This is a genomic window from Amnibacterium soli (assembly GCF_039544415.1).
Taxonomy (GTDB): domain Bacteria; phylum Actinomycetota; class Actinomycetes; order Actinomycetales; family Microbacteriaceae; genus Amnibacterium; species Amnibacterium soli.
On sequence record NZ_BAABLP010000006.1, the window covers coordinates 114189 to 132044 of the forward strand.

Genomic DNA, 17856 nt, shown 5'->3' on the forward strand with positions numbered 1-17856 from the left:
GGAGGCGCCGGGCGTCGCCGATGGGCGGTCGCTCCCGTGCAGCGGTCAGCGGGTGATCCGGACCGGCATCGCCTGCTGGTCCGACGCGGCGACCGGGTAGCCGGCGAGCGCGTCGGCGCCCGCATAGCCGACCGCGGCACGGATCCCCTCCGCGTTCCGCAGGACCACCACGCCGCGCTGCACGGGCACCGCGATCGAGCCCTTCGCCGGCACCTGCACGCTCGCGCTCGTGGCTCCGGACAGCCGGACGGTCCGCTTCTCACCGGTGCTCGCGAGCGTCAGCACCGGGGAGGGCGCGTCGACGACCGCGACGGCCACGGTGTCGGAGAGCTCGGGCGCCGCGGCGAACCAGGCGAAGTCGATGCCGCGGGCGGTGGAGGTGGCGGCGGTGCCCGACGGGCTCGAGGACGTGTCCGTCGAAGTGTCGGTCGGCCCATCGCCGCCGACGAGGCCGGCGTCGGTCCCGCCCGCCGAGCCGGCGTCGGAGGCGTCGCCCGAACCGTCGCTCGCGGCCGAGTCGTCCGGCGTCGTCGGCGCGTCCGCGTCGCCGACGACCGCGGTGCGCACGCCCGTGACGACGGGGCGCTCCGCCGCGACCCGGACCGTGTAGGTGCCGTCGGTGAGGCCGGAGACCGGGAAGTCCGTGACCACCCCGCCCGCGACGCGGCGGCCCAGGGTGACGGGACGGCCGCCGCTGTCGGACGTCGCCGTGATCGAGACCTCGGTCGCCTCCGACCCCGGGACGAGCACGCGCACCACGGTCTGCAGGTCGGCGTAGTCGTCGGCGCGCTGCGCCGCCGCGACCGCGGCGGCACCGGCGACCCGCACGCCCGGCACGACCTGCTCGAGCGCGGGCCCGGTCGTCGGTCCAGTCATGTCGAGGCCGCCGGATTCGAGGCCGCGGACGGTGCGCTGCTCGAGCGCGGCGCCGACCCGGCCGCCGGTCGAGGTGACGCGGACCACGGTGCCGCCGGCGGAGGTGGCGACCCCGGCGAGCGAGACGGCCTTGCGCCCCTTCGCCGGCACGACGAGGTCGCTGAAGGAGGCGGTGTCGACGGGCCCGTTCTCGCTCCACACCTTCACGCCGACCTGCGCGGCCACGGGCGACGGGTTCGCGAGCGTGAGCACGGTGGTGCGGCCGGTCGTCGTCGCGCCGGCGGCGAGCCAGAGGTCGCTCTGCGGCACGGTGCAGGAGGTCGCCACGAGTCCTGCGGCGTCGCCCGCGGTCACCTGCTCGACCTGCGCCGCGGCGAGGGCGCCCGCGGAGGTCGCGGCGGGAGCGGTCAGCGCGCGCGGCGCGGCGCCCCCCTCCACCTCGCCGCGGCCGAGGGAGGTCCCCTTCGCCTTGGTGCCGCCGACGGTGCCGCTGATGCGCGTCGGGGCGCCGGTCGCCGTGAGCGCGGCCGCGTCCGACGGGTCGGCGCCGACGGCGACGGCGGGACCCGGGCACACGAGGGACTGCGGCGCGGAGGAGGGCGTGACGACCTGCGCGCGGTCCGCGACGCCGAACGCGGGCAGCTGGCCCACGATCGCCGCGGCGAACACCCCGGCGGTCACGAGGGTCGTGGCACCGATGATGCGACGGTTCACCGCCATGAGCCCACCTCCTCCGGCTGCCGTGTGCCGACGGCCTGCAGCTCGCGGGCCATGGCCTGCTCCGGGGTGCGCACGACCGGCTCGACGCGGGGCTCGATCGAGCGCACGTCCACCCGGGGCGCTCGGACGGCCGCGACGGGGCGGAAGCGCTCGGTGATGCGGGAGGTGGGCAGCGCGAGCAGCCCGGTCACGAGGAACACCGCGGCCTGGATCAGCAGCACGGCGACGCCGAGCGGGCTGCCGGTGTTCGAGGGGCCCTGCAGCATCCGGACGGCACCGGTGGTCGTGAGCGCGCCGAAGCGGTAGAGCGTGCCGTCCGCCGTGGTCGAGACCACGGACAGGAGGGGGTTCGCGCCGAGCGCGCCCCGCGCCTCCGCGAGCGCCGCCGGGGCGCGCCCGCCGGAGCCGGGCTGCAGCAGCACGTACCCGATCCGGTAGGCGTTCAGGCTCGCCCGCAGGTCGTCGCCGGTGGGCTGCACGAGCCCAGCGGACAGGCGCGCGAGCCCGGCCGTCTCCCCGAAGCCCGCGGTGCTCTGCAGGGTGCTGAGCGTCTCGAGCGTCGCGCCCTCGCCGCGCGTGAGGCGGCTGCGGTAGCCGCCGTCCCGCTGCGGCGTGAGCGTGAGCATGCCCAGGTCGGGCGTCTCGTGGCCCTCGGCGGCGACGAGTGCGGGCACGGTCGCCGTGCTGCCGGCCCGCACGTCGGTGGAGCCGAGGAGCACGCCGATCAGGACGGGCGAGACCGCGGCGAGCATCGCGGCGACAGCGGTGAAGCCGACGAGCGCGGAGCCGCCGGCCCGCGCTCGGGCGACGGTGTGGCCCGAGCCTCGGACGGGCAGCCGGGCGGCGGCGGCGAGGCGGTCGAGCCCGGACACGGCGGCCTCGAGCGCGGCGAGCCAGGCGAGGCTGAGCCCCGCGCCCGACCAGGCGGCGACGGGCGTCGAGCCGTCGCTGACGACCTGCAGACGCGTCGCGAGGACGGCCATCAGCAGGCCGCCGACGCCGAAGACCCCGACGCGGACGGGCATGCTGCGCTTCGCCCAGAAGAGCCCGATCAGCGCGAGCAGCAGCAGGGGGCAGCCGAGCGCCCACACGAACGCGGCGGCGGCGCCCGAGCCGAGCCCGAGCGGCGCGGTGAGCGCCTCCCAGGCGTCGATCGCCCACGACGGCCAGCCCGCGGCGAGCTGCAGGGCGGTCGCGACGCCGTCGGGCAGCGCGGACAGGTGCGCCTGGGCAGCGGGAGCGGCGACGGGGCCGGGGTCCGCGAGCACGCCGAGGAGGCGGCCGTGCGTCGCCTGCTCGGCGACCAGAGGCAGGAACAGCACCAGGGTCGGCAGGGGCAGCGGCAGGAGGCGGACGATCCGGCTGCGCTCCCCCCTGCGCACGGCCAGGCCGAGCGCGACGGCGGCGACCCATGACGCGAACAGCAGCGGCAGCAGGCTCGGCGAGCAGGCCGCGATCAGCGCGCCGAGCAGGCCGAGCCACGCGGACGCGGTCCAGGAGGTGCGGACGCGGAAGGCGGCGAGCAGCACGAACGGCGCCGCGAGGTGGACGAGCACCCCGCCGATCCGGCCGGTGTCGAGCGCGACGACGAGCGTCGGCGCCGCGGCCCAGAGCAGTCCGCCGACGACGCGCAGGGGGCGACGGCGCGTGAAGCGGGCGGTCGCGAGCCAGCCGCCGGCGGCGGCGATCGGCAGCGCGAGCAGCCAGAGTCCCACCACGGCGGCCGACGGGTGCCAGAACGTGAGGGAGCCGAGCACGGCGAGCACGGCGGCGAACGGGTCCGCGGGGCCGACGAAGCCGCCGCCGAGCGGGTGGATGCCCCAGCCGACGTTCCGCCACAGCGAGTCGAAGCTCCCGAGCGGCAGCAGCTGCCCGCCGGTCAGCGCATCCGCACCGACGAGCGGCTGGAAGAGCACGGCCGAGAGCGCGAGCATCGCGAGCACCGTCGCCATCCCGCCGCTCGTGAAGAAGTGGAGGGACTCCTCCCGGTTCGCAGGGCGCCCGTTGTCCCGGGCGAGCGCGCGGCGGTGCCGCACCTCCCGCCAGGTCTGGCGGAGCGGCGCGATCGAGCTCCAGCCCGCCCGCCGGTCGCGTGCGATCCGGGCTCGCGAGCGCGCGATGGCGGCGAAACGGGTGCCGAACACGACGACGGCCGCGAGCAGCTCGGCCGGTGCGGAGCCGGGCGCCTTGCGCAGGATCTGGCCGACGGCCCGGACGACGCCGAGCGGCAGGATCGACAGCCAGTGCAGCGGGACGAGGGGCAGCGCGGCGTAGACGAGTCGACGGTGCAGCTGCGCCTCGCGCCGCAGGAGCACGCGCCGGGCCTCCGTCGTGGACGCGCCGAGCAGCCGGGTGCCGGGCGCGTCGGCGCCCGCGGACAGCACGCGGGCGTTGGGGACGAGCTGCACGCGGTGGCCGGCGAGGCGGACGCGGACGCAGAAGTCGAGCGCGTCGTCGATCGCCGGCAGCGCGCGGTCGAACCCGCCGAGCTGCTTCCAGACGTCGGAGCGCACGAGCATGCCGCCCGCCGCGACGGCGAGCACGTCGCTGTGCCGGTCGTACTGCGCCTGGTCGAGCTCGGGCTCCGCCATCTCGACCGCGGTGCCCCAGGGGGTCATCGTCTCGCCGAAGGCGTGGAGGTAGTCGGGCGCGTCCCACTGCATCTGCTTGGGACCGGCGACCGCCACGGAGGGGGCCGCCTCGACGGCGTGGAGCAGGCGCTCGAGCGCGGACGGCTCGGGGGCGTTGTCGCCGGCGAGCAGCCAGAGCCACTCCTGCTCGGACGGCTCGATGCCGGCGGACTTCACGCCGGTCTCGGCCGCGTGGCCGAAGGCGGCGCGCACCGCGACGCGGGCGTGCACGGTCGGCTCGACGCCGTCGATGATCGTGCTCGTGACCGGGCTGTTCCCGAGCTGCACGACGACGAGGCGGTCGGGCAGCCGCGTCTGCATCGTGATCGCATCGAGGGTGTCACGCAGATGGTCGGCCCCGTCCGCCGCGATGAGGATCGCGGTGACAGATCTCGGCACCGCATCACGCTAGGCGCCTGCCCACCTACCCCCGCTCCGCCGCGCCGTGCGCCCTGCCTATGAATAGGACTCTGCGGCGACGCCCCCTGCGCTGTCGGCCCGATCGCACCGGTCCGGCTGAAGCGGCGCGGCATCCTTATTCGCCTCTCGCGCCCGCCGGAGGCGCGAACCGCGGTCCGTTCAGGACCGCGAAGCGCCAGAGCTGCGCCGCAGCGGCGGCGGCGCAGCAATGAACACAGGCGCGGCCCGTTCAGGGTCGCGAAGCGTCACAGCCGCGCCGCAGCGGCGGCGGCGCGGCAATGAACAGCAGAGGCCACGGACCGTCATGGTCCGTGGCCTCCGCCGATGCGTGTGGGTGCCGCTCAGGCGATCTTGCGCAGCTTGCGGCGCTCGCGCTCCGACATGCCGCCCCAGATGCCGAAGCGCTCGTCGTTCTGCAGCGCGTACTCGAGGCACTGGTTCTTGACCTCGCAGGAGGAGCAGATCTTCTTCGCTTCGCGCGTCGATCCGCCCTTCTCCGGGAAGAACGCCTCAGGATCGGTCTGCGCGCACAGCGAGTCGGCCTGCCAGCTCAGCTGGTCGCTCTCGTCCTCGACGATGCGACGGACCTTCGGAACGCCGAGCTCGACCGGGTCGACGAACCAGTCGGTCGGAACGGAAGCCTGGAAGGGGGAAACGGTCATGAAAGATCGTCCTCTCGTTGCTTCCAGGGCCCCGCGCCCCGAAAGCGTGGGAGTAATTACACACAGGTCATTCGGAACGATGCAAGACCGAATGCGTGCATCGTCAAGGCCGGCTTGCACGCTGTGCTGAACCTGTGAGCGCCCCCGCCAACGGGGTGCGCCCGGCCCACGGAAGGCTTGGGATCACCTGGAACCCACCGCGCTGATCAGGTATTTCTGCCGAATGCGGTCCGTGGAACCTCGACTTCGGCACCAACCCTCAAGGCGGGCTCGAATGCTGGCGACACGCCGATAACGACAGTCGGCTTGTAACATGACCGTTACAAACGAGCATCGGCGAGTCGCACCGTGTTCGAATACGGATTCGATGGATGCCGAATGCGGAACCTTCGGGACCCCCCCGAACAGGGGGGATGAATCCCTTATCGGCGCGATATCACAGCCGAATAACGGGTGTCGAATCCGACACGCCGGTCAGGCGCCGCGGCGGGCTTCCCAGGCTGACGACACCATGTCGCGCAGCGAGTGCCGCATCGACCAGTCGAGGTCGCGCGCCGCGAGCTCGCCCGACGCGACGATGCGCGCGGGGTCCCCCGGCCGCCTCGCCGCCACCTCCGGCTCGAAGTCGATGCCCGTGACCTCGGCGACGGTGCGCATGATGTCGCCGACGCTGACGCCGTCCCCGGAGCCCAGGTTGTAGACCGGCTCGACCGGCTCGTCCGCCGCGAGTCGTCGTGCCGCCGCCACGTGCGAGAGCGCCAGGTCCGCGACGTGGATGTAGTCGCGCACGCAGGTGCCGTCGGGCGTCGGGTAGTCGTTCCCGTTGATCCTCGGCGTGCGGCCGTCCAGCAGCGCGTCGAACACGAGGGGGAAGAGGTTGTGGGGGCTGGTGTCGCGGATCTCTTCCGTCCCCGAGCCCACCACGTTGAAGTAGCGGAGGGACGTGTGCCGGAGCCCTGCCGCGCGGCCCTGATCGGCGAGCAGCCATTCGCCGATGAGCTTCGACTCGCCGTAGGGCGATTCGGGGTGCTTCGGCGTCGCCTCGGTGACGAGGTCGACGTCGGGGGTGCCGTAGACCGCGGCGGAGGAGGAGAACACGATCCGGCCGACGCCGGCGTCCGCCATCGCGGCCAGCAGCGTCGCGGTCGCGGTGACGTTCTGCGCGTAGGTGTGGAGCGGACGCTGCACGGAGACGCCCGCGTACTTGAAGCCGGCGACGTGGATGACGCCGTCCACGTCGTGCTCGGCGAAGGTCCGCTCGAGCAGCTCGCCGTCGAGGACGGAGCCGCGCACGAAGGTCACGCCCTCCGGCACGAACGCCCGGTGACCGCTGGACAGGTCGTCCACCACCACCGGCGTGATGTCGGCGTCGCGCAGGGCCCGCACGACGTGCGCTCCGATGTATCCGGCGCCTCCGGTGACCAACCACGTCATGTCGGCGACCCTAGCCTCGGCGCCCGCCCGAGCAGCGGGAGCCATGCCGTGCTCAGAGCAGGAGGGTCGACCAGACCCACGCACCGGCAGCCGCACCCGCGGCCAGCATCGACACGAGGACGAGCGCGGACGCGTCGAGCACCGAGCCGCGTGCCTCCGCCGGCCGGGCGCCGGGGCTCGCCACGGCGGCCTGCGCCTCCGCGAACGTGCGGAAGACGCCGATGGGCTCGCTGTCCGCGCCGGCGGCGAGCCAGCGCCGTCCGCGCTGGACGGTGCCGAGGTGGCGGCCCTCGCGTCGGGCCGCCCACAGATCGGCGCTGAGCGCCCGCCAGGACACGTCACCCCCGGCGGCGGGGTCGGAACGGGACGAGGACGTCTGCAGGGCGGGGACCTGCGTCGCGGTGATCGTCATGCGGCTCCTTCCACCTCCAGCACGCTATTGCGCACCTCCGACAGGGTGGATGAACAGGGGATGAAGGGAGGATCGGGAGCGTGTGCGGACGCTATGTCGTGACGAAGGCCGTGACGGACCTGCTGCCCGAGCTGCTGCACGGGCTCGGCGGGCTGCCCGACGACTACAACGTCGCGCCAACGACGATGGTCCCGGTCGTGCGAGACCGGCACGGCGACCGCGAGCTGCCCGCGGTGAGGTGGGGCTTCCTCCCCCCCTATGCGAAGGACGCGAAGCAGCGCCCGCAGCCCATCAACGCGCGGATCGAGACGGTCGCCACGTCCGGGATGTTCAAGCGCGCGTTCGCGCGCCAGCGCTGCATCGTGCCCGCCCTCGGCTACTACGAGTGGGTCGTGACGCCGACCGGCAAGCAGCCGCACTACATCCACGCCCCCGAGGCGGGCCTCGCCATGGCCGGCGTGCTGAGCGCGTGGGCCGACCGCAGCCGGTCCGAGGACGACCCGGACCGCTGGCTGATCTCGATGGCGCTCATCACCCGCGACGCCCACGTGGCGCCGGGCGAGGTGCACGACCGGATGCCGGCGTGCCTGTCGCCCGCGGGGTACGAGGCGTGGCTCAGCGAGGACGCCTCCTCCGCGGACCTGCTGGACCTGCTCGAGGACGAGTCCCTGGCGGTCGCGCGGACCCTGCAGCACCACGAGGTCAGCCGCGACGCCAACAGCGTGCGCAACAACGGCCCGGGCCTCATCCACCCGCTGCCGCCCGCCGCGTAGCGAGCGGGAGACGGGCAGGGCTCAGCGTGCGGTGATCGCCGCGATGACGTCGACCGTGTCCTCCCAGCCCTCCACCGCGATCGTGGGGACGCCGAGCGCCTTCACCGGGTAGTCGTTGCCGTCCGGGTCGAGGCGGTCGCCGACGAACAGCGTCTCCTCGAACGGGACGCCCGTCAGCTCCGCCAGGCGCCGCATGCCGTACGCCTTGTCGATCCCCCGCCGGGTGATGTCGACGGAGGTGGACCCGCCGCTCCGCACCTCCAGGTCGGGCAGCCGGTCCTGCACCGCCGCGCGGATGCGGTTCTTCTTCTCCCCGGTGGGGTCCCACGCCTTCTTGGCGTCGAGCGGCGCGCGCTGCCCGAGCGCGGAGTAGGTGATCTGCGACCCGCGGTCCTCGAGCGCGGGCCCCCAGGTCTCCTCGGCCCAGAGCCCGAGCCGCTTCGTCTCCTCCTCGACCGCGGCCGTGGCGCGCTGCTTCTCGTCGTCGGTGAGGTCCTCCGCGTACACGCAGGTGAGGCCGTCGGAGGTGACGCGCCAGTACTGGGTGCCGCAGGTCGGCATGAGGTGCAGGCGCACGGCGAGCTCGTCGGGCAGCTCCCCGAGCCGCTCGACGACCTGCGTCCGGAACTGCTCGATCTGCCCGCCGGAGATGACGCAGACGTCGGACACCGCGAGCAGGGTCAGCAGCGCCTCGCGCACGGGGTCGGGCAGCGGCGCCTTGGACGGCGCGAGCGTGTCGTCCAGGTCGAAGGCCGTCATCCTGGGGCGCGCGGGTACGGGATCCACCATGCGGCCACGGTAGGGCACGGGGTCCCGGACCTGACGGAACTGGGGACTGCCGTTTATCACGGCGATCGTGTAAGCGCCCCACCTCGAGGTCACGAATACGTAACGGCGCGCTGTAGGGTGACCCTGCGTAGTTGCGGTGGCCCCTCTTCGGGGGAAACCATGAGCACGTCCTGAGCCCACGGTAATGACGCCCGAGCTCACCGCCTTCGCCACGCCGCTCTCCCAGGCGGCCTCATGTGACAGAGGATTCATGGAATCAGGAGCCCTTGGCGACGCCGTGCCCGATGGCCGGTTGACCCTCACGCGACCGAGCGCCTTCGGCGCCTCCGCGTTCGCCACGCCGGACCTCACGGTGCCCGTGCAGCGCATCGGATGGCGCCGGGCCTACCGTCTCTCCCTCGCAGGGACCGACCTCGCTGCGATCGTCGCGTCTCTGCTCATCGCGCAGACGGTGAACGACCTGCGCATCCAGCCTCAGACGCAGTACACCGTCTGGGGCATCGCACTCGGGATCGTGTGGCTCGTGATGCTGGCGGCGATCCGATCTCGAGAGGTGCGCGTCCTCGGCGCCGGTACGACGGAGTACCAGCGGGTCGCGAAGGCCACCGGCATCGCTTTCAGCGCGTTCGCAGTGATCATGGTGCTGTTCAAGCTCGACGTCGGACGGGGCTATCTCCTCGTCGCCCTCCCCGTCGGCCTGGCGCTGCTGCTCGCCGAGCGGTTCCTCTGGCGGTCTTGGCTGATCGCGCGCCGCCGCGAAGGGCTCTGCCTGATCGGCGCGGTCGTCGTCGGCAACCACCAGGACGCGACCCGGATCACGAACGAGATGATCAAGCACCATCACGCCGGGTACCGACCGGTCGGGGTGGCCTACACCGATGGCACAGGGGGCAGCGAGTTCGCGGCGTTGGACGGCAGGAACCTGCCTCTCGTCGACTACGGCACCCTTTCGGACACCGTCCGCGCGACCCACACCCGCGCGGTCGTGGTGGCGGGCGAGCTGCCCGGTGGCCGTGAGGCGATTCAGGACCTCGGATGGAGGCTGGAGAACTCGAAGACGGAGCTGATCCTCACCTCCCAGCTGACGGATGTCGCCGGTCCGCGCATCCACATGCGCCCGGTCGACGGCCTGCCGATGCTGCACGTCGACCTGCCGCAGTACGCGGGGCTGAATCACACCGTCAAGCGGGGCATCGACCTGCTGCTCGCCGGGATCGCCGTCGTCCTGCTCTCCCCGGTCCTCGCGATCGTCGCGCTCGTCGTCTTCCTCGAGGACCGCGGGCCGGTGCTGTTCCGGCAGGAGCGCATCGGGATCGCCGGCGAGCGGTTCACGATGTTCAAGTTCCGCAGCATGGTGGTGGACGCGGAGGCGCGTCTCGCGCTGCTCGCGAAGCAGAACCAGGGCGCCGGTGTGCTGTTCAAGATGAAGGACGACCCGCGCGTCACCCGCGTCGGCGCGTTCATCCGGCGCTACTCGCTCGACGAGCTGCCGCAGCTGTTCAACGTGCTGAACGGCACCATGAGCCTGATCGGTCCCCGTCCGCCGCTGCCGCGCGAGGTCGCGGCCTACGAGGGCCGCGTGAACCGGCGCCTGCTCATCAAGCCGGGCATCACCGGGCTGTGGCAGGTCAGCGGACGTTCCAACCTCTCGTGGGAGGAGAGCGTGAAGCTCGACCTCTACTACGTGGAGAACTGGTCCGTCACGACCGACTTCATGATCCTGCTCAAGACCGTCCGAGCGGTCTTCGGCAGCGACGGCGCGTACTGAGGGCTGCCTCCGGATGAACCCTGCTGCCGTCTCAGAACGGCGGCAGGGCGGCGCTCGCGCGCGAAGACCCCATTGGCGGACGTCCTCGGCCGACGGGTCAGTACCAGCGCCCGGCCCCCGTCGATCCGACGAACCGCGAGGCACGACGTCGTCACGCCCGCCCGTGGCCGTCTGAGGCGCGAAGCCGGGAGACCCGGAGCGAGCCGACGGGTCGAGCGACCACCGTCGGTCGCGAACCATTTCGACGCCGCCGCCGAGCCGCGCCCTGGACACCGTCGACGCGCCCGCTACGCTGCTGGCCTAAGCCCCGCCACGGGCACTGGAAGACGGAGGCGAACCGAACGATGCCCTCGCCCGCGATCGCTCCCCTCCGCGTCGGTCTCGTCGACGACCACGAGGTCATCGCCGCCGCCGTGCACGCCGCGCTCCGACAGACCAGGGAGCTCGAGCTCGTCGCCTCCGCGCCGACCGTCGACGGCCTCTTCGCCCGCGCGGCCGGCCGCCTGCACCTCGTGGTGCTGGACCTCCGGCTCGCCGACGGCTCCTCCCCCGCGAACAACGTCGAGCGCCTCATCGGCGCCGGCTGCAACGTCATCGCCTTCACGAGCGGGGAGAGCCCGTACCTGCTGCGCGCCGTCGCCCGCACGCCGGTGCTCGGCATCGTGCGGAAGAGCGAGCCGCTGCACGCGCTGACGAACGCGCTCATGCGCGCCGCCTACGGGCAGCCCGTGGTCACCGCCGAGTGGGCCTCCACCCTCGAGAACGACCCCCTGATCACCGACGCCCGCCTGTCGCGCCAGGAGCAGCGGATGCTCGCGCTCTTCGCCGACGGCAACACCGCGCAGACGGTCGCCGACGAGGCGGGCATCGCCGTGTCCACGATCGAGGACTACGTCCGACGGATCCGGGCGAAGTACGCACGCGCCGGGCGCCCAGCGGTCACGAAGGTCGACCTCTACAAGCGCGCCGTCGAGGACGGATTCCTCCCCGCTCCGAACGAGCAGTGAACGCCGCGGCCGAGCCGCGCCTCCCGCGGACGACCCCGCCGGATCTGCCCGCGCCGACCACGCCCTCCCTCGTCCGGCGCATCGCCGGTGAGCGCGCGCAGGAGCGGGTGTACCGCTCGCTGTCCTTCGCCTTCCTGCCGGGCGGCGTGCTCTTCGGGGCGCTCGCCGCCCCCGGCGCGATGGATCAGCACGCGCTCTGGCCCCTCTGGTGGACGATCTCCGCCCTGGTCATCGGGCTGGTCCCGTCGCTCGCGATGGGCATCGGCGCCTTCCTCGTGCCGCTCAGGACGCTGCGCCTCCTCGCCCGCATCAACCTCGTCGGCACGCTCGCGGTGCTCGCGTCCATCCCGTTCGTGATCATGCCCGTGCACAGCCTCACCGTGCCCATCTGGTTCGCGGACATCTCCGGGCTGGGCCTGATCTCCGCGGCGCTCGCCGCCGAGCCGTGGATGGCGGTGCTCGGCGCCGCGGCGGGCGCCGTGCTCACCGTCGTCGACCGGCTCGCCCTCGACGGGCTGCCCGGGCTCGGGTCCGGACTGCAGACCGGGCTGTACGTGCTGCTGATCACGCTGACCTTCGTCGCCCTGGGCGTCTCCAGCCTCGCCGCGGCGCGCGCGGCCGACGTGGCGGAGGCGGCCGCGGAGGAGGCGACGGCGTCGGCCGCGTCGGACGCGGCTCGCGAGCGGGAGCGGTCCCGCATCAACGAGCTCGTGCACGACCGCGTGCTCGCCACGCTGCTGACCGCCGCCCGCGAAATCCCGGACAGCGGCGGCTTGGAGCGCCAGGACGCGCAGCGGGCGCTGGAGGGGCTGCAGGCGCTGCTCCGCGACGACCGCGAGCCCGCCGACATCTCCGGCGAGGACCTCCTCTGGAAGGCGCAGGCGGCGACGACGGCGCTGCTGCCCGAGGCGCTGTTCAACTACGAGCTCGACGACGACGCGGAGGACCTGCCCGGCGCCGTCGCCGACGCGCTCGTGGACGCGGCCGAGGAGGCCATGCGCAACTCCCGCCGCCACGCGGGCGAGGCCAATCGGACGGTGCACGTGCGCATCGGTCGCCGGTCGGCCGACATCGACGTGCTCGACGACGGCCGTGGCTTCGACCGGGTGACGGTGCCCCCGGGGCGCCTCGGGCTGAACGACAGCATCGAGGGGCGGATGCGGGCGCTGCCGGGCGGCTCGGCGGTCATCGTCTCGCAGCTGGGCGTCGGCACGCGGGTGTCCGTGCGGTGGGCTGCGCCGTGAGCGGCACCGACGTCGTGAGCGGCCGGGAGCGCGTCCTGCAGTCGCTGCTCGGCGGCGGCACGGCCTACTTCGCCCTCTTCGTGACCGTGCACGTCGTGCTCGCGCTCACGTCGAACGGCACCGACGCGTGGGACGTCGTCGCGCTGGCCCTGGTCGTCACGCCGCAGTGGATGCTGATCCGCCGCAGCACGTTGGCGCTGTCGCGCGGCCTCTCCGTCGGCATCGCCGTCCTCGCCTTCGGCGCGTCGATCGCGGGCCTGCTGTCGATCGCGACGATCGCGCGCCCCGACGGGTACGACGCCTGGTTCCTCGGCGGGGTCGCCTTCGACCTGCTGGGGCTGACGGTCGTCGGCCGCTTCGGCACCGCCTGGATCACCATGGCGGCGGTCGTCCTCGCCTGCGTCGGCTGGGCGGTGCTCGGCGACCGCCCCGTCGACGTGGGCGTCGCGCTGATCGTGCGGCACATCGCGACGCTCGCGGTCGGCACGGCGCTCGCCGTCAGCCTGCGCCGGTCGAACGCCGCCTCGATCGCGTTCCGAGCCGTGCAGCGGCGGCGGCGGATGGAGGAGGACGTCGCACGAGCCCGCGCTGGAGCCCGGCGCAGCGCGGTGGAGCAGGTGCTCGAGCAGGCGGGTCCGACCCTCCGCGCCATCGCGGGCGGGCGCCGGTTCACCTCGGAGGACCGCCGGCAGATGCTCGTGCTCGAGGGCGCCCTGCGGGACCAGATCCGCACGCCCCGCCTCAACGCCTCCGAGCTCCGCAGCGTCACGGACGCCGCGCGCCGTCGCGGCGTGAACGTGCTGCTGCTCGACGAGGCGGACCGGGCGAGCACCGCGTCGCGCGCCCGGGCCGTGCTGTGGCTGGCGGCCCGGCTCGAGCAGACGGCCGAGGGCAGATTCGTCGGCCGTCTCCGTGATCACGAGGACGGCGGGGTGCGCGTCAGCGCGGTCTGCGACGAGGCCGGGGAGGCCGCGGTCTTCGACTGACCGGCTGCCTGAGGCGTCAGCGGCGGACGCGCACCGGAGCCGTCGCGGCGGGCGCCGTCACCCGCTGCATCCCGAACCCGCCGTACGGCGCGTCCTCGTGGTCGCGGGCGTGGATGACGCCGCCCGCGAGGAACGCGACGGCGACCGCGGCGAGGGCCCAGACGGCGGCGATGCCGAGGACGACGAGTGCGACGAGTGCGACGGTGAACACGTGTGCTAGTCAGGCACGCCTGCCTGAACGACTCCTTCGCACACGGTGCGACTAGTGGGAGAAGAGGTGCAGCACGATCGGGCCCACGTCCGTGGTGGCGCCGTCGCTGAGGCTGAAGCTGCCGGTCGGCGGCGCGAAGTACCAGGGGCCGTCCAGCGCGGGCGCGGTGCCGCGGAAGGAGTCCGCGTCGTACTCGTAGGTGCCGGGCCGGAGGCCGTCGATCTCGACCCTGCCGCCCGACGTCCTCGGACCGAAGCGCACCTCGTCCCCCTCCGCGTCGACCGCGCTGCCGGTGATGGCGGGCACCCCTGCGCCGCTCGAGATGAACCAGCCCTTGAACACGGCGGGCCGAGGTCCGGGCTGGAGGTCGAGCAGCGGCTGGTCGGCGCTCACGACGACCCCGACCGGGGAGGACGCGGTCCGGTCGGTCGCACCGACCACCACCGGGTAGGCGCCCGGCACCAGCCCCTGCACGGCGTAGGCGCCGGAGGAGTCGATGCTGCCGGAGCGCTGCAGCAGCGCCGAGTCGCCGACCGTCACGCGGCCGCCGCTCGCGCCGGAGACCGTGCCGCTCAGCGTCAGGGCCGGCTCGTCGACCGCGACGTCGGCGACCGCGGCGGTCGTCTGCGCCGTCGCCGTCGTGCTGCCCATCTCGGCGAGCGTGGCGTCGTCGGGCTGCGTGACCGCCCAGATCCGGTAGCGGGTGCCGGGGACGAGCCCCGCGACGTCGTAGCGGCCGTCGGCGCCGGCGCTCGCGGTGCGGACGACGCGGCCCGTCGCCGCCTCCTCGACCACCACCCGGACCGGTGCCGCATCCGTGCCGGTGATGGGCGACGGGCGGGAGACGACGCCGGTGATGCGGCCCGCCTCCTGCACCTCGGTGGAGACGCTGACCTCGCCGAGCACCTGCGGCACGGTCGCCGTGAAGGTCTGCGGCAGCACCGAGTCCGCGGTGCGCTCGACCGGTTCGAGCGCGACCCCTGCCGGCGTCGAGGGGGTCGCGGAGGCGGTCGCGGTCGGGGTCGTCGGACCCGGGGTCGGCGTGCTGGTCGCCCCGGGGATCGGCACCTCCACGGCCGAGGCGGATGCGGAGCCGGCGTCGGGCAGGTCGAAGCGGCCGACCTCGACCGAGTAGTCCCCCGCGGCCACGCCTGCGAAGGACCAGTCCCCGCTCGCCGAGGTCCGGGTGGAGGCGAGGACCTCGCCCTGCCGCTCGAGCAGCACGGGCACGCCCTCGCCGACGGCGCCCGACGTCGCACGAGCCGTGCCGAGCACCGTGGCCCCCGGCTCCGGCGTCGGCAGGGTCACCGTCGTCGTCGCCCCGCCGCGCACGACCGCGTCGGCGACCGTGGGCAGGCCGGGCGACCTCGGCACGAGCACGACGCCGTACTGCCCCGGCGTGAGGAGCCGGGAGCGGAAGCGCGACCGGGAGTCGAGCCGCAGGGTCTCGACCACGGAGTTGTCGGCGCGCCGGATCTGGACGGCCCGCAGGCGGTCGGCCTTCACCGGGCTCGTCCCGCCGATGCGGCCCGCCCGCTGCAGCCGGAAGTGGACCTGCTCCGCGCCGTTCGCGAGGCTGCGTCCGGTCGCGGTGGGCCGCCCCTGGTACAGCGGCGACGCCGGCGAGCCGGCGGGCTCCGAGCTGACGATGCCGCGGACCACGTGCTCGCCGTCGATGTCGAGGATCGTGTGCTGCGAGTCGGGCGTCGTGCCGGCGTAGGCGTAGCCGTCGACGGTCGCGGGCACGTCGAAGGTGAAGCCGCCGTTCGCGTCGGTCCGGGTCGGGTTGACGGGCTTCCCGGCGGTGGTCCAGAACCCGACGGGGAAGAACGGGAGGGGCTTGCCGTTCAGCGTGACGTCGCCGCGCACGGTGACGGTCTCGCCGGAGTTCGCCGTGACGGCGGGCAGCAGGGCGGCCGCGACGATGACGACGCCGATCGCGAGCATGGCGAGCAGGTCGAAGCCCCGACCGCGCCGTGGTCGCGCGACGCGTGCCGCGACCTCGCTCATCGTGCCCCCGTCCGCCGCGCCGCCCCCGGAGCGCGTCGGGAAGCAGTCAAGCAGCCCGCGAGGCGGCCGTCGCGTGCCGGCCCGGCGATGGGCGGCAGGACCCCGGGTCGCGAGGAGACGATCGCGGTCCGCGGCCGCGTGGGCATCGCCGGTCCGTCGCTCGACGCGGGCGCCACGACGGGAGCGCCGAGGCGGACACGCCGACCGGGCGGACACGCGGTCGTGTCGCACCCCCGGACGGGGGCCCCGCTCCGATACACATGGAGCATGTGGATCGCGCTCGTCGTCGGCATCGTGGCCGGCTGGGCCCTGCTCGCCGTGCTCGTCGCGCTGGCCATGGGCCGCGCCGTCCGCGTCGCCGAGCAGCGGCGCCCCAGGGCCCGGCGCCCCGCGAGGACGGTGCTCGGCCGCACCGTGCAGCTGATGACCGGGCAGATCCCCGTGATGGGCGCCCGCACGCTGAAGGCCGTGACCGGCGCCGTCCCGATCATCCGGCCGCGCAACGGCTGACCGCTCACGCGGGGTCGACCGTCAGCCGCAGGCGCACCCCGCGCCCGAGCTCCACGCTGGCGCCGCCGGCGATCGGCGCCGGTGCCTCGAGCGGTGCGCCGTCGAGCAGCGTCCCGCCCGGTGAGGTGCCCGGCACCGCCCACCAGCCGTCGGCCCGCGCCTCGATCACGAGGTGGTCGCGGCCGACGCCCGGGCGGTCGAGCACCAGGTCGTTGTGCCGACCGCGGCCGATCCGGAGCACGCCCTCCGCTGGCGTGACCGCGCGCACGTCGGTGCCGTGCACGACGACCAGGTCGCCGAGCAGACCGGTTGCCGGGTAGACCGCCGTCGTCGACGCGTCCGCGTCGGCGAGCATCGCACGCGGCAGCACGTCCGTGACGGCCTCGTCGGGGCGCTCCGCCGCGGGCGGGCGGACCGGTGCAGGGCGGGTCGGCGCGCGTGGCGGCTCGGCCGTCACCGGGGCACGGGTGGTCGAGCGCACGAAGACCTGCCGAGGGCGCAGGCTGATGTCGCGCTCGATGCGCACCTGCGGGTCGGCGCCGACGATCCAGCCGCCGCGGCCGGTGAGGTCGCGGTAGTACTCCGCGAGGTCGCGCTCGGCGACGTCGATGCCGAGGGCGGCCCCGATCGCGTCGTGGTCCTCCGGGCTCACGTGCACCGTGAGCGCCTCGGCGGCGACCCGGCGCCCGGAGGCGGTGCGCTGCGACACGCGCTGCAGCCGGCGGGCGAGCGCGCGCTGGGCGTCGACCCCCTCCCGCCGTCTCCCGGGCGTCAGTCCGTCGACGACGAGCCGGCCCGCGCTGCGGAGGCCGGATCCCGTGATCCCGCCGACGGCGCGCAGGACCAGCGCGACGGCGCCCGCGCCCACGAGCAGGCCGAGCGCCAGGCCGAGCCAGAGCCACCCCATGGCCGCAGAGTATGCAGCGCCCGCTTATGCGCGCATCGGCCGAGCGGCGGAGATGCGGCCCTGAGCCGACGGACCCGATCCGCTACCGTCGCGGAGCGGGCGCCGATCCGGCCGCCGCACACGGGAGCGATCGAGGACGCCATGGCGAAGCTGACGATGCGGCTCCTCGACGGGCCGCTCGCGGACGGCGCGAAGGTCGTCACCTCGATGGACTCGAGGATCCGCCCGGTGCTCGCCGGCGGCGGCCGCACGACGCTGCGATGCGGCTCGTGCGCCTTCCCCGTCGCGCGGCGCATCGATCCCGAGTCGGTCCGCGGGCTCGTGCTGCGCTGCCCGCGCTGCCACCGCGACAACGCGCTGCCGGACTGACCCGGCCCCCTCGTCCCGCCGCCCCCCTGAGGGACGGCGGCCCTCGGCGTACCCGCCGATCCGCACGAAGAAATCAGTAACTTCGTAATCCCGATGTCATCTACGTATGCGAAGGTGGTGTCACCCGT

Annotated in this window: 16 protein-coding genes; 7 read left to right on the forward strand and 9 right to left on the reverse strand. The window is 74.2% G+C overall.

Annotated elements, in window-relative coordinates; genetic code table 11:
- Positions 1 to 45: 45 nt before the first annotated feature.
- The 5 genes from ABEA53_RS13770 to ABEA53_RS13790 form a co-directional block, all read right to left on the reverse strand.
- The gene (locus tag ABEA53_RS13770; RefSeq protein ID WP_345481834.1) at positions 46 to 1596 is read right to left on the reverse strand and encodes a DUF5719 family protein; all 1551 of its coding nucleotides are present in this window, start codon (positions 1594 to 1596) and stop codon (positions 46 to 48) included.
- A complete protein-coding gene (locus ABEA53_RS13775; protein WP_345481835.1) occupies positions 1587 to 4625 on the reverse strand; it encodes a glycosyltransferase in 3039 nt (1012 codons plus the stop codon). Before ABEA53_RS13775 ends, ABEA53_RS13770 begins: the two co-directional genes overlap by 10 nt.
- A gap of 362 nt (positions 4626 to 4987) precedes the next feature.
- Positions 4988 to 5308: a WhiB family transcriptional regulator gene (locus ABEA53_RS13780; RefSeq protein WP_345481836.1), complete on the reverse strand. Its 321-nt coding sequence runs from the start codon at positions 5306 to 5308 to the stop codon at positions 4988 to 4990.
- Positions 5309 to 5782: 474 nt separating this feature from the next.
- Positions 5783 to 6742, reverse strand: a complete 960-nt coding sequence (galE, locus tag ABEA53_RS13785) for a UDP-glucose 4-epimerase GalE (RefSeq protein ID WP_345481837.1) — start codon at positions 6740 to 6742, stop codon at positions 5783 to 5785.
- A 52-nt stretch (positions 6743 to 6794) separates the two neighbouring features.
- On the reverse strand, positions 6795 to 7154 hold the full coding sequence (locus tag ABEA53_RS13790) for a hypothetical protein (protein ID WP_345481838.1): 360 nt from the start codon (positions 7152 to 7154) through the stop codon (positions 6795 to 6797).
- 80 nt (positions 7155 to 7234) lie between these two features.
- Here ABEA53_RS13790 and ABEA53_RS13795 point away from each other — a divergent pair, with 80 nt between their 5' ends.
- The gene (locus ABEA53_RS13795) at positions 7235 to 7927 is read left to right on the forward strand and encodes an SOS response-associated peptidase (protein ID WP_345481839.1); all 693 of its coding nucleotides are present in this window, start codon (positions 7235 to 7237) and stop codon (positions 7925 to 7927) included.
- A 21-nt stretch (positions 7928 to 7948) separates the two neighbouring features.
- Here the strand turns inward: ABEA53_RS13795 and ABEA53_RS13800 are convergent, their stop codons facing one another.
- Entirely contained in the window at positions 7949 to 8716 is a 768-nt protein-coding gene (locus ABEA53_RS13800) for an HAD-IIB family hydrolase (protein ID WP_345481840.1), read from the reverse strand.
- Positions 8717 to 9008: 292 nt separating this feature from the next.
- Between ABEA53_RS13800 and ABEA53_RS13805 the strand changes: the two genes are divergently transcribed.
- The 4 genes from ABEA53_RS13805 (at position 9009) to ABEA53_RS13820 (ending at position 13721) form a co-directional block, all read left to right on the forward strand.
- Complete coding sequence (locus ABEA53_RS13805) at positions 9009 to 10484, forward strand: sugar transferase (RefSeq protein ID WP_345481842.1); 1476 nt, start codon at positions 9009 to 9011, stop codon at positions 10482 to 10484.
- Positions 10485 to 10828: 344 nt separating this feature from the next.
- A complete protein-coding gene (locus tag ABEA53_RS13810; protein ID WP_345481843.1) occupies positions 10829 to 11491 on the forward strand; it encodes a response regulator transcription factor in 663 nt (220 codons plus the stop codon).
- The gene (locus ABEA53_RS13815; protein WP_345481844.1) at positions 11488 to 12735 is read left to right on the forward strand and encodes a sensor histidine kinase; all 1248 of its coding nucleotides are present in this window, start codon (positions 11488 to 11490) and stop codon (positions 12733 to 12735) included. Before ABEA53_RS13810 ends, ABEA53_RS13815 begins: the two co-directional genes overlap by 4 nt.
- A complete protein-coding gene (locus ABEA53_RS13820) occupies positions 12732 to 13721 on the forward strand; it encodes a hypothetical protein (RefSeq protein ID WP_345481845.1) in 990 nt (329 codons plus the stop codon). The genes ABEA53_RS13815 and ABEA53_RS13820 overlap by 4 nt, the downstream gene beginning before the upstream one ends.
- A gap of 16 nt (positions 13722 to 13737) precedes the next feature.
- Here ABEA53_RS13820 and ABEA53_RS13825 read toward each other — a convergent pair whose 3' ends face one another.
- Together ABEA53_RS13825 and ABEA53_RS13830 are read right to left on the reverse strand one after the other, a co-directional pair.
- Entirely contained in the window at positions 13738 to 13932 is a 195-nt protein-coding gene (locus ABEA53_RS13825) for a hypothetical protein (RefSeq protein WP_345481846.1), read from the reverse strand.
- 51 nt (positions 13933 to 13983) lie between these two features.
- Positions 13984 to 15942 carry a carboxypeptidase-like regulatory domain-containing protein gene (locus tag ABEA53_RS13830; protein WP_345481847.1) on the reverse strand — a complete coding sequence of 653 codons (1959 nt, stop codon included), beginning with the start codon at positions 15940 to 15942 and terminating at the stop codon, positions 13984 to 13986.
- A 267-nt stretch (positions 15943 to 16209) separates the two neighbouring features.
- Here ABEA53_RS13830 and ABEA53_RS13835 point away from each other — a divergent pair, with 267 nt between their 5' ends.
- The gene (locus tag ABEA53_RS13835) at positions 16210 to 16452 is read left to right on the forward strand and encodes a hypothetical protein (protein WP_345481848.1); all 243 of its coding nucleotides are present in this window, start codon (positions 16210 to 16212) and stop codon (positions 16450 to 16452) included.
- Between the two features lie 4 nt (positions 16453 to 16456).
- Here ABEA53_RS13835 and ABEA53_RS13840 read toward each other — a convergent pair whose 3' ends face one another.
- A complete protein-coding gene (locus ABEA53_RS13840) occupies positions 16457 to 17359 on the reverse strand; it encodes an FhaA domain-containing protein (protein WP_345481849.1) in 903 nt (300 codons plus the stop codon).
- Between the two features lie 141 nt (positions 17360 to 17500).
- Between ABEA53_RS13840 and ABEA53_RS13845 the strand changes: the two genes are divergently transcribed.
- A complete protein-coding gene (locus ABEA53_RS13845; protein ID WP_345481850.1) occupies positions 17501 to 17728 on the forward strand; it encodes a hypothetical protein in 228 nt (75 codons plus the stop codon).
- Positions 17729 to 17856 lie beyond the last annotated feature (128 nt).